The following is a 12,689-nucleotide window of genomic DNA, read 5'->3' on the forward strand; positions in this document are numbered from 1 at the left end:
TCGGAAACGCCGGCTCGGGCGAAGGCGATGTCATCCAGGGGATTCTCATCGTGAAATGGCCTTGCTTTGCTTTGCTTTGCTGTAGTGTAGTTTCACCAAAATATATTTATTTTTTTAGTTTAAGTGCGACAAGAGCTCGGACGATTCTCCGGCAAATCCCTTGTTACCTGAATGATCCTGGATGACGACAGCAATGAATCAGAGCCTTATGCGAGACATGGAATACCTGCGGTTGCTTGAAACCGCCATGGAGCAGTCGTTCAATGCCGTCCTTATCACCACGGCTAGCCTCGACTTTCCCGGACCGGAGATCGTCTATGTCAACGCGGCCATGACGAGCATGAGCGGCTATTCCCGCGAGGAACTGCTGGGCGCCACACCGCGCTTGCTGCAGGGGCCGAAAACCGACCGCGAGATGCTCCACCGTCTGCGCGCGGCCCTGGCGGCTGGTGAGTATTTCGAGGCAAACACGGTCAACTACCGTAAGGACGGTATCCCTTACCAGGTGGAATGGAACATCTCGCCGGTGCGCAATGAGGCTGGCGTCGTGACCCACTTTGTCTCGGTTCAGCATGACATTACCCGACGCATGCAGCATGAGCAGGAACTCAAGCGGATAGCCAGCACGGACATGCTCACAGGCCTGGCTAACCGGCTGAGCTTCGATCGACACCTTGAAAAGGAAATCGAGCGTACCAGGCGCTACGAGCGGCCCCTGTCACTCATCATGCTCGACATCGACCACTTCAAATCCATCAACGATGTTCATGGCCATGATGTCGGCGATCAGGTACTGGTGCACTTCGCTCGCGTACTTTCTGAGAATCTACGCACGACCGATTTCTGTGCGCGCTGGGCCGGCGACGAGTTCATGGTGCTGGCACCGGAAACCGCGCTTTCCCAAGCCGTGCAGCTTGCCGAAAAGCTTCGTCAGGCTATTGTCGGCACGGGTTTTCCGGAAGCGGGGCCGGTCACGGCAAGCTTTGGTGTCGTCGAGGTCGGTCCCGACGAGCTGGCTACCGAGGTGGTCAAACGAGCCGACCTAGCGCTCTATCAGGCCAAGGCCAAGGGCCGCAACCGGGAGATGGCCAACTGAAGACTTCAAGTCGTCTGGCGTGGTGCCCAGGCCCAAGGAAGTGCCTACGCCGCCTTTGCTAGACAAGACCAAGAAGCCAAGCATCCCATGACCGGCTCGCTGATGGCCACACACAGCCACCACCATCGCCTCCAGCCCAGGTTGATAAAACGATCAAAAGGTGAATAGATGGCCTGCGAAAACCAGACCGGTTTGCCCGTCGAAGAACAAACAGAAAGGAATCAGGCTGCTTCTTCCATCAGTCCCATGGCAAAATCCATCTCAACGATGAGTTTCTGCCGCAGAGCGTGGGGCATAGGCCGATCCTTATCGGTGTTCAGCCTCGTATCCTCAATAATGGCCTGAATATGCGAAAGCATCAGCATGCCCCTTTCCACTGCCGTGGTTTCCGAAGAAAAGTACCAGGAAGACCCATCGGCGAGGTCAACACGAATCGATTGATCGGTCATGTTCATTCTCCAAATTTGCGGGTTTGGGAAAGGATCTGAGAGGGCCTAGAAATAAAAATTGCCCTGCGTGCGGGCAGGCAAAAAAAACAGGACAATGGAAATGGGTGAGGGCCGGCCTCCTGGCCAAATCGAGCGTACCCTTGCTCACGATCCCTCTATCCCTAAGATAAACCTCCCAATTTGGGAGGAAATTAACTTAGTTTAATCCTTCCAATTTTTTTTCAATTTCGCCTCGCCATTGCCTGGAACTCAAGATTATCCGTCTTATCTTGATTTTGAGGGGGTAATTAGCGGTCGACAAACGGCCTACACCGGCCCGTGAGGCCCGGTATAATGAAGCCACAATCGCCGGAGCGCACCGAGAGAGTCGTTACTGTTTGGCAAACAGACACAAAAAAACCAGGCCCGCATAAGCGGGCCTGGTTTTTCGAAGCCTTTCGGCTCGAAGCTCGTAACTAAATGCTAGTTAGGCGAGCTGGATGTTTGAAGCCTGTAGGCCTTTCTTGCCTTGGGTCACGTCAAAAGAAACGTTTTGACCGTCTTGCAAGGATTTGAAGCCTTCAGCTTGAATTTCTGAGAAGTGAGCGAACAGATCGTCGCCGCCGTCAGCAGGAGCAATGAAGCCGAAACCTTTAGCGTCGTTAAACCACTTAACTGTGCCAGTTGCCATGTGATAATTCCTTTGCGCTTAGCGCTGTATACAAGTTGCCGGGTGTTGCCCCGAGGTGAAGCGGATAAAACAAGGGGATATGACCAGGCTACCGAAAGAATCGACTACAACTGACAATATTCACTGCTTGCTAACCAACTGCGAGCAATGATCACACATATGCGGGATGATGTCAACGTGATTGAGAGAGGATCTGACGCTGTCTCGCTGATGAGCTTTTTGGCTCAGTGCCTAGGATACCCTTGTAACGCTTTCCCGCTAGACGGAAGTCATATCGCCAAGTACCACTGCCATCAGCGCGCTTTCTCCAGATGATTTCGCCATCCGTAAGTTCCTTTTTGACTGCAGCAGTGCTCTTGTTATCTTTAGTGAATGCTGAAGGTATTTATGAGCGGATGGCAGAACGTCAGATGGCGCGCCCGCAGGAATCGAGGGGAAACTACACAACCTATTGATTTTATTGGTGGGCCCAGTAGGACTTGAACCTACGACCAAGGGATTATGAGTCCCCTGCTCTGACCAACTGAGCTATAGGCCCGCAAAGCGTGCATATCATAGCGAATGTGGCGGGTCGAGGCTAGCCCCCTTGCGCCACCTCGATGTCACTGCGGCACTTTATGTGGATAGAAGGGTCTTTTGAGTAATTCCTCATGCGGAGACGCACTGTGAAAGCCTTGATTGCTCTTATCCCGCTGCTACTGGCGATTCCGGTGCACGCTGACTGGCAGCTTGACCCTGCCCAATCGCAGGTACAGGCATCCATTACCCAGTTGAACGGCGAGGCACCGCAAACCCATCACCATCAAATGCGCGATCTACAGGGCGATATATCCAGCGACGGCACCCTGCGCCTGCCGTTAAAGCTGAGCCAAACCGATATGCTGGAGCGCTTTGGCGAACTGCCGCCCTGGGTGGCCTTGCTGGCCAATACCACCTTGGTCACGCTGGTCGCGCAAATGCCGCCTGAGCGATTGGACGCTTTGGACATTGGAGAATCACTGGTCGAGACGCTTGAGTTTCAAGTTCAGTCCGATTTGGTTAACCAACAAGAGTCGGTGCCGCTGCGCTTTACTCGCGAAGGCTTGAACGAGATACGCGTGACTCACGCCGAGCCGATGGCGATGGATGGCCGGGCGCTGATGGCGAACAGCACGGTGCGCACCGTGCTGTCGCTGCTGGGCTACCAGCAAATCGATGAGCATGTGCCCGTTACGTTGAACGCCCTGCTGATCAACCGCTAAGGCTTTTATGCTTAACCGCTAAGGGCCTCCACATCCTCCGCTTGCGCCCTTCCCGTCTGCACCCGCCACTGTGCAGCGTAGTGGCCGTTCTTGGTCAGCAGTTCGGCATGGGTACCCCGCTCGGCCACACGGCCCTGGTCGATCACCACGATTTCGTCGGCCTCCACAATGGTGGAAAGCCGGTGGGCGATCATGATCACCGTCCGGTCATGGGCAATGCGCTTGAGCGAGCGCTGAATGGCCGCCTCGGTTTCATTGTCGACCGCGCTAGTGGCTTCATCTAGCACCAGAATCGGCGGGTCCTTGAGCAAGGCGCGCGCCAGGGAAAGCCGCTGGCGCTGGCCGCCGGAAAGGCGTACGCCCCGTTCGCCCACTGCGGTATCCAGCCCCTGGGGCAAGATCTCGATAAAGCTCCACGCCTCGGCGGTCTTGGCGGCGTTAATAATAGCGGCGTCGTCGGCATCGGGTTTCCCGTAGGCGATGTTGTCGCGTATCGAGCCTTCGAACAGGTACACATCCTGGCTGACCAGACCGATCGATTGGCGCAAGGAATTCAAGCTGACGCTGTCGATGGGCTGTCCATCGATCCGGACCTGGCCATGGCTGGGGTCATAAAAGCGCAGCAACAGCTTCATCAGGGTGGATTTTCCCGAGCCGGTGGCACCCACCAATGCCAGGGTGTGGCCGGCGGGCACTGTCAGGCTGACGTCTTCCACCCCGGCGCCGCTGCTTGCATAGCGAAAGCTGACCGATTCGAAACTCACTTCACCGCGCACCGGCATGGCCAACGGCCTGTCCGTGTTGTCCTTGATCGTGATTGGCACTTCCAGCAGATCCAGTATCCGCTTGGTACTGGCCATGGCGCGTTCGAACAGGTCGATCACCTGAGCCAGACCCGTCAGCGGCCACAGCAAGCGTTGGGTCAGAAACACCAGTACTCCATAGGCGCCCACGTTGAGGTCACCGCGCAAGGCCATCATCCCGCCGACGGTGAACGTCGCCAGAAAACCCGCGAGTATCGCCATGCGAATCACCGGGATAAATGCCGAACTCACCTGTATCGCCCGTCGATTGGCCTCTACATAGGCTTCGCTGGATTCGCGCAGACGCTCGGCTTCCCGCGCTTCACTGGTAAAGCTCTTGATGGTGGCGATACCGCTCAAGTTATTCGACAGCCGCCCGGCCAGGTCACCGACCTTTTCACGCACGTCGCTGTACAGCGGCCCCGCCTTGCGCTGAAAGTAGAACGCTCCCCAGATGATCAAGGGAATCGGGGTAAAGGCCAGCAAGGCGATCAAGGGGGAAAGCACGAAGAACACCGCCCCCACCGCCACCACGGTCACCCCGACCTGAATCAGCGAATTGGCGCCGCCGTCCAGAAAGCGTTCCAGCTGATTGACGTCATCGTTCATCGTCGCGACCAGCTGTCCGGAACTGCGCGATTCGAAAAACGCCATGTCCAGGCGCTGAGCATGCTCGTAGGCATCCTGGCGCATGTTCGCCTGAAGACGTTGGGCGAGGTTGCGCCATAGAATCTGATAGAGGTATTCGAACAGCGACTCCCCCGCCCAGATAACAAACGTCAGCACCGCCAGCATGGTGATCTGCTGTTGAGGCGCCTCAAACCCGAGGCTTGCCACAAAGCTCTGCTCTTGGTTGACCACCACATCAATAGCGACGCCAATCAGGATTTCCGGGGCGATATCGAATAGCTTGTTGATGATCGAACAGAGCGTCGCAGCGCTAATACGGCGACGGTAGCCCTTGGCATAGCGCAAAAGCCGCACTAACGCCTGAAAACTGTGCGCAGATGAAGACACGACGAATTCCTTGATTATCGTTAGGGTTGCTGAGTGTAACGAAAGTCGTCGACCACCGCAGTGACGATGCCCACGGAAATTTCGATGGGGCTCAATAACGTGCGGCCGGTCTCCTTGAAATAGACATCTATTGCATCCGGCATTGCTCACTGCTCACAATAGCGGTCTTTTTTTCAAGGATGCAGCATGCTTGCCGAACTGTTTGCCGTGATGGCGCCAGTGCTCGCCGGTGCCGGGCTGGGGTTTTCCTGGATTCGCCTGGGCCACCCCTACCCGGTGGAATTCGTAACGCGGCTGGTATTCAACATCGGCACCCCGGCGCTGGTACTGGCGTCGCTTTCCGGTGCGGAAATCGATGCCGAGAGCTTCGGGCGAACCATGCTGGCAACCGCCTTGGTGATCATCGCCATGGCCGCTGCCACCTTTCTGGTGGCTCGCCTGTTACGCCGCGACTGGCGAGTGCTGCTGGCGCCCATGATGTACCCCAACACGGGCAACATGGGGTTGCCGGTGGTGCTTTACGCCTTCGGTAGTGCCGGCTTTGCCTATGGCATTACCATCATGGTGACCGTCGCTCTGCTCCAGTTCACCCTGGGCACGGTGTTCACCAGCCGCGGCAATCCCTTCAAGGCACTGGCCAAGACGCCTATCGTTTATGCGATTGCCATTGCCATGGGGCTGCTTCTGACCGACACCACCTTGCCTCTATGGCTGGCCAATAGCGTAGACTTGATGTCGGGATTCACCGTTCCCTTGATGCTGATTACCTTGGGGGTGTCGTTGGCCAGCATTCAGGTCAGAAGCTTGCGTTCCGGGGTCGGTTTCAGCCTGGCACGCATTCCCCTGGCGGCGACCATCGCCTGGTTGATCGGTGGCTGGATGGGCCTGTCGCCCTTGGCCCAAGGCGTATTGGTACTGCAAATGAGCATGCCGGTGGCCGTGTTCAACTATCTATTCGCCCAGCGCGCCGGACGTGAGCCGGCCTACGTCGCGAGCCTGGTGTTCTGTTCCACCTTATTGGCCCTGATCTATCTGCCTATTCTATTGGCGCTTTTGATGCAGGTAACACAGTAGGTAACTCAACCTCCGGTTTTGAATGGCTCTGCTAGACTCAAGTGAATTTCAATATCTTCAGAACAAGAGACCTTCAAAGCCGGGAGCCTGCCATGCCCCCCTCATTACGCTTCGCTTATCCGAGAGCTGTCACCGTGCCGGTAGCAGTTGGCGCACTGTTGTCCAGCGGTTGGCTATCAGCTACCGAAGTGATCGAACCCCAACTATCCACCGAGCTTCTGGAACTTCGCCTGGAACGCATCGCCGATGATCTAGAGCACCCTTGGTCGCTGGCCTTTCTTCCCGGCGGGCGTTTTCTGATCAGCGAGCGCCCGGGTCGCTTGCTCCTGGTGACTGAAGAAGGTGAAAAGACTGCTATCCAGGGCCTGCCCAGGGTTAACAGCCAGAGCCAGGGCGGCCTGCTGGATATCGCCTTGCATCCACGCTTCGGCGAAGGTGAGCAAGAAGACGAGCAAAACGACTGGCTCTACTTTACCTGGAGTAAAGCCGTCAACGGCGGCACCCTTACTGCGCTTTCCCGGGCACGCCTGGGCGATGATCAGCTGGACGATAAACGATTGAGTGAGCCTGAGTTGCTGTTCGAGCAGCAACGTGCGGCCGGCACACGCCACCATTATGGTTCACGCCTGGCCTGGCTGCCCGATGACACCCTGTTGATGAGTATCGGGGATCGCGGCAACGACCAGCGCGCCCAAGACGCTTCCGATTCCGCGGGTAGCGTTCTGCGGCTGACAGCCGACGGCGGTATCCCCGACGACAATCCGTTTACTCGAGACCCGCAGACCCTGGATGCAATCTATACGCTGGGGCACCGCAATATCCAGGGCATGGTGGTCACCCATGAGGGTCAGGCTTGGGTAAGTGAACATGGTCCCTTGGGAGGAGATGAGATCAACCTGCTCAAGGCCGGAGAAAACTATGGCTGGCCGGAGGTTAGCTTGGGGCTGGATTATTCCACACGTGAACCTATCGGTGCCGACTCCCTTCCCGCTATGCGCAACCCGGCATATGTGTTCGAGGGTCGCTTTGCCCCCTCGGGCCTGACAGAGGCGACAAATGAGGCCTTTGCCCCTTGGCAAGGCAACTTGTTGGCAGGCGGTTTGCGTAGTGAGCAACTCAAAAGACTGGTGGTCGAAGACGCCGAAATCATCGAGAGCGAAGTGATTCTTGACGGTGAGATTGGACGTATTCGAGATGCGCGCCAAGGTCCCGATGGCGCCATTTATCTACTCACCGACCACTCCTCAGGGGGGCTCTATCGCTTGCGCCCCACTGAGTAGAATCGATATTCACCAAGCACCCCGGTTTAGCCAGGCACTTCGAGCAACCGATGCTTTGCCACCCTGGACGAAACAATATCGTGAGGAAGATGCCTGTGAATCACAAGGAATGGGTTACCACTCCCGATGCCACTTATTTTCATGGTCTTGTGGGGGCAAGCAATGCAATGCAAATGCTGTTTCATGATACCGCCCGACTGGCCAAGAGCGATGCCCCTGTCTTGATCCTGGGGGAAAGTGGGACCGGCAAGGAATTGCTCGCCCGTGCCATTCATGCGGAAAGTCTCCGTCACAACCGCGACTTTATTGCCGTCAATTGCGCCAGCATCCCTGCTGAGCTGATGGAAAGCGAATTCTTTGGTCACCTCAAAGGTGCTTTCACCGGCGCCCATGTGACTCGTAAAGGGCTTTTTCAGATGGCACAGGGCGGCAGTCTTTTCCTGGATGAAATCGGCGAAATGCCCTCCAATCTCCAGGCGAAGCTGTTGCGTGCCCTTCAAGAAAAAACCATACGACCGGTGGGTAGTGAACGCGAGGAGCCGGTTGATGTGCGTATCATTGCAGCGACACACCGCGACCTGGAAAAGGAAATTCTCGAAAACAATTTTCGCAGCGACCTTTTCTATCGCCTGGAAACGTTTTCCTTGCGCATCCCTCCCTTGCGTGAGCGTGCCAACGATATCGAGCATCTCTTGTTCGCGCTGATCGACAAACACACTGAACTCCAAGATAAGACCCTGGCACAGGTGGAACCGGAAGCACTCAATGCATTGCTGGATTACTCCTATCCCGGCAACGTCCGTGAATTGGAAAACGCCATCATGCGTGCCATCACTCTGAGCGAGGACGGCATTCTACGCCACCGGCACTTGCCGGAACGCTTGCGCACTCATCCAGGTAAGCTTTCCCCAGGCCTCGATCCGGTCGATAGGAACCTACTGCCGGATAGGCAATTTACTCCTTCTCCTTACGCAGGCTGGCCAAGCCTCCAGGAAATCGAAAAGCGCTATATTTACAAGGTGCTTGAAGCCACCGGCGGTAACAAGCGCCGTACGGCTGAAATGCTGGGAATCGCTCGACGCACCCTCTATCGGCGCCTGGAAGAAGACTAACAGTAGCCACCTTAAAAAGCCCCCGCTAGCGCGGGGGAATGAATGATGTGCTGCATAACTCAGCCGCAGGGAACAGACAGCTGAAATCAACACACCATCATTGGGCCACTCATTCTCACTTCTCCAATCCTGCCTGGCTTATTTTTGAGCCATGGTTGCGAGTCTCAGTTTTCCGGAGACGTCTGCATTTCCTCATCGTCCTCGGGGTTATCCATCTCGTCGTTCATCGGTTCCTGAGAGCTTTCAGCCTCTTCTTGCGGAGAAACCATATCGTCTTCCTGGGGAGGTGCTACCTCTTCTTGCACGGGTGCGGGCGCCGTCTGGGGTGGAGCCATATCTTCAACCGGAGGAATGTCCTCATCATCATTATTGCCGCAGCCCGCCACTAACAGCACGGAAGCGAATACTGCCGTCATCAGAAATGGCAAACGAATTGTCTTCTTATGGCCCTTGGGGGTTGCTGTTTGGCGTTCAGCATCCATTAGCAATTTCTCCTTATCCATACAGGTTTCTTCCTTTAAAGCTGCTTTTCTCTGATCTATAAACTCCTATCATTATTCATGCCAAAAACTGTATTATCTATAAAAAAATAATAAAAACAAATACTTAAAAATAGTCAAATCTAAGAATATTATGCTTTTCCGCATGTAAAATGGCTAGAAATGACACATGCGCCCCAAGCGCCTGACTGAAACGTGTCATTTTGGCCGTAAGGAAGACAGCTCTCTTACCCGCCATGTATAATAATTTTTTGTTATTAAATAAGCTTAATTTGGTAGTTTAATTAATATATAAATAAACCAAAAGGCACTGCTGATGGATGAGACACGTAATGTCAAGATTCAGGTGAGCGGCTTGAGCAAGGTATTCGGCAAACAACCGAAGAAAGCCTTGGAGCTTCGCCGCCGAGGAGCCAAACGCTCTGAAATTCTGGAAAAGACCGGACAGACACTGGGCCTTTACGATATCAACTTCGATGTCTACGAAGGTGAGCTCCTTGTCATCATGGGATTATCCGGTTCTGGAAAATCCACCTTGATCCGTTGTCTCAATCGCTTGATAGACGCCTCCGAAGGGGAAATCATCATCGATGGCGAAAACATTCCCACCCTGGGCGAAAAAGCCTTGCTCGAATGTCGCCGTCGGCACTTTTCCATGGTGTTTCAGAATTTCGCGCTTTTCCCGCACCGTACGGTGCAGCAAAACGCCGAATTCGGGCTCGAGATTCGAGGGGTGGGTAAAACCGAGCGCTATGACATCGCCCGTAGCTCACTCAAGCAAGTCGGCCTGGATGGCTGGGAAGATGCTTATCCCAATCAGCTTTCCGGCGGTATGCAGCAGCGTGTAGGCCTGGCGCGCGCCCTAGCCAACGATGCCAGCGTGCTGTTGATGGATGAAGCCTTCTCCGCACTTGACCCGCTGATCCGCAAGGAAATGCAGGAAGAACTGATCCAGCTGCAGAATAAAATGCGCAAGACGACGGTCTTCATCACTCACGACCTCGATGAAGCCCTGAACATCGGTGATCGCATCGTTCTTCTCAAAGACGGTGAAATCGTGCAGATCGGTACTCCCGAGGAAATTCTGACGCGGCCCGCCGATGACTACGTACGTCGCTTCATTGAAGGGGTCGATCGTTCACGCATTCTCTCCGCGGAAAGTGCCATGCGCCCCGTGCGTGCAACCGCACGCAGCGGCGATGGCCCACGTACCGCGCTGCGCAAGATGCGTGAACATGGTCTGGACTCCATTTACGTCACCGACCGTGATCGTAAATTGCTTGGGCTACTGGAAGCTGATATCGCCAGCAAGGCCGCTGAAAACAAAGCTGACAGTATCAACGACTACCTGATCCAGGATTTTCGCAGCGTCCGTGCGGAAGAACCCATGCATAATCTTTTCGCCATGTTCTCCGACAGGAGTTTCCCTATCGCCGTGGTCGATGAGGAAAATCATTTGCTGGGAGTGGTCGTCAAAGGCGCCGTTCTGGATGAATTGGCACGCGCAGGAGAACAATAATGGAAATTCCACGTATTCCGTTAGGTAGCTGGATCGAAGGCGGCCTCACTTGGCTGACCACTGAATATTCCTCGGTGACCCGGGCGATTTCACGCGTCACCCAGACCGGTATCGAAGTCCTCAATGAAGCCTTGATGTGGTTACCCGAATGGGCGCTGATGGCGCTTATCGCCGTGCTCTGCTGGCGAGTGGCCAGTGTTCGCCTGGGTATCGGTGCCGTATTGGGGCTGGCGGTAATCTGGAACCTGGGGCTGTGGGATCCGATGATCGAGACGCTCACCCTGGTGGTCATCGCCACTCTGGTGGCTATCGTCATGGCATTACCGGTAGGCATTGCCGCTGCCCTTTCCAGTCGCCTGTATCGCGTCATCATGCCGGTGCTGGATTTCATGCAGACTATGCCGGCCTTCGTCTACCTGATTCCCGCCATTCCCTTTTTCGGGATCGGCTCGGTATCGGCTATTTTCGCCACCGTGATCTTCTCCATGCCACCGGCGATCCGTTTCACCACACTGGGGATTCGCCAGGTGCCGGTGGAACTCATCGAAGCCGCCGACGCTTATGGCGCCACGCGTAGCCAGAAACTCTTCAAGGTTCAGCTACCGCTTTCCCTACCCACCATGATGGCGGGCATCAACCAGACCATCATGCTGGCCCTTTCCATGGTCGTTATCGCTGCCATGATCGGTGCTGATGGTTTGGGTAGCGAAGTATGGCGGGCCATTCAGCGCCTGCGCCCCGGCGATGGGTTCGAAGCGGGGATTGCGGTGGTGATTCTTGCCATGCTGCTGGACCGCTTGACTCAATCGCTGCGTCGCACACGCAAATAAGCCGTTTCAGAAGAACGTCATAACGTTGAGGGGAAACTTGCACAAACCCCCTTACTTTCCTCATGCTATACAAGTACAGCATCAAGTAATTCTCATGGAAAAAGGAACAAGAATGCAAAAACATATCCTGAGTCGTCGCGTCCGTTTAGCCTCACTGGCCATGCTCGCAGGTAGCGGACTCGCTGCCGGCGGCCTGGCTCAAGCCGATGACCACAACTCGATCAACCTCGCCTATGTTGAATGGTCCTCTGAAGTCGCCTCCACCAACGTGGTTCGTGTCGTACTTGAACAAGCCGGCTATGAAGTGGATATGACCTCCTTATCCGCCGCTGCCATGTGGCAGGCTCTCTCCACCAGCGATGCCGACGCCATCGTGGCTGCCTGGCTACCCACCACTCACGCCGATTACATGGAGCGTGTCGGTGATCAAGTCGAAGACCTGGGTGCAAACCTGGACGGTACCAAGCTCGGCCTGGTGGTTCCCGCTTATTATGAGGCCGACTCGATTGCCGACCTGAACGACCATGCGGACAGCTTCAACAACGAGATCATCGGTATCGACCCCGGTGCCGGCCTGATGAGCCTGACCGAAGAAGTCGTGGATACCTATGATCTTGATCTGCGCCTGCGCAGTGGCAGCGGCGCTACCATGACAGCGGCATTGTCTTCAGCCATTGCCAACGAAGAAGACATTGCGGTCACCGGCTGGACGCCTCACTGGAAGTTCGCGCGTTTTGACCTGAAATATCTCGAAGATCCGGAAAATGTCTACGGTGGCCCCGAGCAGATTCACACCGTCGTACGCCAAGGCCTGCAAGACGACATGCCCGAAGCCTATGCCATTCTGGATGCCTTTGAATGGACCCCGGAACAGATGGGCGAAGTCATGCTGATGAACCAGCAAGACGATAGCGATCCCTACGAAAGTGCCAAGCAATGGGTCGAAGATAACCCGGAGCTAGTGAACGAGTGGCTGGAGGGCTAAGCCCAGCCTCGCGTTATTCAGCAGGGGGCCTTATGCCCCCTGTTGTGTTTCCGCATGTTCACATTGGTCGACAAGCGTTGAAGGCTTTCCAAGCGCGGATTGTATTTTTACCA

12 protein-coding genes, 1 tRNA gene and 2 pseudogenes are annotated in these 12,689 nt (G+C 55.4%); 9 read left to right on the forward strand and 6 right to left on the reverse strand.

The annotated features are described in order from the left end of the window. Positions 1–193 precede the first annotated feature (193 nt). Positions 194–1,096: a sensor domain-containing diguanylate cyclase gene (locus tag LG290_RS13055; RefSeq protein ID WP_499835176.1), complete on the forward strand. Its 903-nt coding sequence runs from the start codon at positions 194–196 to the stop codon at positions 1,094–1,096. 221 nt (positions 1,097–1,317) lie between these two features. On the opposite strand, the gene LG290_RS13060 is transcribed toward LG290_RS13055, so the two are convergent. From LG290_RS13060 to LG290_RS13070, 3 genes are all read right to left on the reverse strand, one after another. After that, positions 1,318–1,545: a hypothetical protein gene (locus LG290_RS13060; RefSeq protein WP_499835177.1), complete on the reverse strand. Its 228-nt coding sequence runs from the start codon at positions 1,543–1,545 to the stop codon at positions 1,318–1,320. Between the two features lie 466 nt (positions 1,546–2,011). Further along, on the reverse strand, positions 2,012–2,215 hold the full coding sequence (locus LG290_RS13065; RefSeq protein ID WP_160417682.1) for a cold-shock protein: 204 nt from the start codon (positions 2,213–2,215) through the stop codon (positions 2,012–2,014). 461 nt (positions 2,216–2,676) lie between these two features. Further along, positions 2,677–2,753 (reverse strand) — tRNA-Ile (locus LG290_RS13070). Positions 2,754–2,865: 112 nt separating this feature from the next. Between LG290_RS13070 and LG290_RS13075 the strand changes: the two genes are divergently transcribed. Beyond that, positions 2,866–3,456, forward strand: a complete 591-nt coding sequence (locus tag LG290_RS13075) for a hypothetical protein (RefSeq protein ID WP_499835178.1) — start codon at positions 2,866–2,868, stop codon at positions 3,454–3,456. An 11-nt stretch (positions 3,457–3,467) separates the two neighbouring features. On the opposite strand, the gene LG290_RS13080 is transcribed toward LG290_RS13075, so the two are convergent. Continuing rightward, positions 3,468–5,276 carry an ABC transporter ATP-binding protein gene (locus tag LG290_RS13080; RefSeq protein ID WP_499835179.1) on the reverse strand — a complete coding sequence of 603 codons (1,809 nt, stop codon included), beginning with the start codon at positions 5,274–5,276 and terminating at the stop codon, positions 3,468–3,470. A gap of 20 nt (positions 5,277–5,296) precedes the next feature. Continuing rightward, positions 5,297–5,419: a hypothetical protein gene (locus tag LG290_RS13085; protein WP_499835180.1), complete on the reverse strand. Its 123-nt coding sequence runs from the start codon at positions 5,417–5,419 to the stop codon at positions 5,297–5,299. Between the two features lie 43 nt (positions 5,420–5,462). Between LG290_RS13085 and LG290_RS13090 the strand changes: the two genes are divergently transcribed. From LG290_RS13090 to LG290_RS13105, 4 genes and pseudogenes are all read left to right on the forward strand, one after another. Further along, entirely contained in the window at positions 5,463–6,350 is an 888-nt protein-coding gene (locus LG290_RS13090) for an AEC family transporter (RefSeq protein ID WP_499835182.1), read from the forward strand. Between the two features lie 92 nt (positions 6,351–6,442). After that, positions 6,443–7,630, forward strand: coding sequence for a PQQ-dependent sugar dehydrogenase (locus LG290_RS13095; RefSeq protein WP_499835183.1), 1,188 nt, complete (start codon positions 6,443–6,445; stop codon positions 7,628–7,630). 125 nt (positions 7,631–7,755) lie between these two features. After that, a pseudogene (locus tag LG290_RS13100) lies at positions 7,756–8,521 on the forward strand (sigma-54 interaction domain-containing protein); the annotation flags it as partial. A gap of 80 nt (positions 8,522–8,601) precedes the next feature. Further along, positions 8,602–8,742, forward strand: a pseudogene (locus tag LG290_RS13105) (helix-turn-helix domain-containing protein); the annotation flags it as partial. A gap of 164 nt (positions 8,743–8,906) precedes the next feature. Here the strand turns inward: LG290_RS13105 and LG290_RS13110 are convergent. After that, on the reverse strand, positions 8,907–9,245 hold the full coding sequence (locus LG290_RS13110; RefSeq protein ID WP_499835184.1) for a hypothetical protein: 339 nt from the start codon (positions 9,243–9,245) through the stop codon (positions 8,907–8,909). Positions 9,246–9,558: 313 nt separating this feature from the next. Between LG290_RS13110 and LG290_RS13115 the strand changes: the two genes are divergently transcribed. From LG290_RS13115 to LG290_RS13125, 3 genes are all read left to right on the forward strand, one after another. Beyond that, positions 9,559–10,761: a quaternary amine ABC transporter ATP-binding protein gene (locus LG290_RS13115; RefSeq protein WP_499835185.1), complete on the forward strand. Its 1,203-nt coding sequence runs from the start codon at positions 9,559–9,561 to the stop codon at positions 10,759–10,761. Then, on the forward strand, positions 10,761–11,591 hold the full coding sequence (locus LG290_RS13120) for an ABC transporter permease (RefSeq protein ID WP_160419618.1): 831 nt from the start codon (positions 10,761–10,763) through the stop codon (positions 11,589–11,591). The genes LG290_RS13115 and LG290_RS13120 overlap by 1 nt, the downstream gene beginning before the upstream one ends. A 112-nt stretch (positions 11,592–11,703) precedes the next feature. Further along, the gene (locus tag LG290_RS13125) at positions 11,704–12,576 is read left to right on the forward strand and encodes a glycine betaine ABC transporter substrate-binding protein (RefSeq protein ID WP_499835186.1); all 873 of its coding nucleotides are present in this window, start codon (positions 11,704–11,706) and stop codon (positions 12,574–12,576) included. Positions 12,577–12,689 lie beyond the last annotated feature (113 nt).

The organism is Halomonas sediminis (assembly GCF_044871105.1).
GTDB lineage: Bacteria > Pseudomonadota > Gammaproteobacteria > Pseudomonadales > Halomonadaceae > Vreelandella > Vreelandella zhuhanensis.

Excerpts from the sequence above, each read along its gene's own strand:
- LG290_RS13095 (WP_499835183.1), top strand. The coding sequence starts at position 6,443 with ATGCCCCCCTCATTACGCTTCGCTTATCCGAGAGCTGTCACCGTGCCG.
- LG290_RS13055 (WP_499835176.1), top strand. The coding sequence starts at position 194 with ATGAATCAGAGCCTTATGCGAGACATGGAATACCTGCGGTTGCTTGAA.
- LG290_RS13110 (WP_499835184.1), bottom strand. The coding sequence starts at position 9,245 with ATGGATAAGGAGAAATTGCTAATGGATGCTGAACGCCAAACAGCAACC.
- LG290_RS13085 (WP_499835180.1), bottom strand. The coding sequence starts at position 5,419 with ATGCCGGATGCAATAGATGTCTATTTCAAGGAGACCGGCCGCACGTTA.
- LG290_RS13060 (WP_499835177.1), bottom strand. The coding sequence starts at position 1,545 with ATGACCGATCAATCGATTCGTGTTGACCTCGCCGATGGGTCTTCCTGG.
- LG290_RS13065 (WP_160417682.1), bottom strand. The coding sequence starts at position 2,215 with ATGGCAACTGGCACAGTTAAGTGGTTTAACGACGCTAAAGGTTTCGGC.
- LG290_RS13125 (WP_499835186.1), top strand. The coding sequence starts at position 11,704 with ATGCAAAAACATATCCTGAGTCGTCGCGTCCGTTTAGCCTCACTGGCC.
- LG290_RS13120 (WP_160419618.1), top strand. The coding sequence starts at position 10,761 with ATGGAAATTCCACGTATTCCGTTAGGTAGCTGGATCGAAGGCGGCCTC.
- LG290_RS13090 (WP_499835182.1), top strand. The coding sequence starts at position 5,463 with ATGCTTGCCGAACTGTTTGCCGTGATGGCGCCAGTGCTCGCCGGTGCC.
- LG290_RS13075 (WP_499835178.1), top strand. The coding sequence starts at position 2,866 with ATGCGGAGACGCACTGTGAAAGCCTTGATTGCTCTTATCCCGCTGCTA.
- LG290_RS13115 (WP_499835185.1), top strand. The coding sequence starts at position 9,559 with ATGGATGAGACACGTAATGTCAAGATTCAGGTGAGCGGCTTGAGCAAG.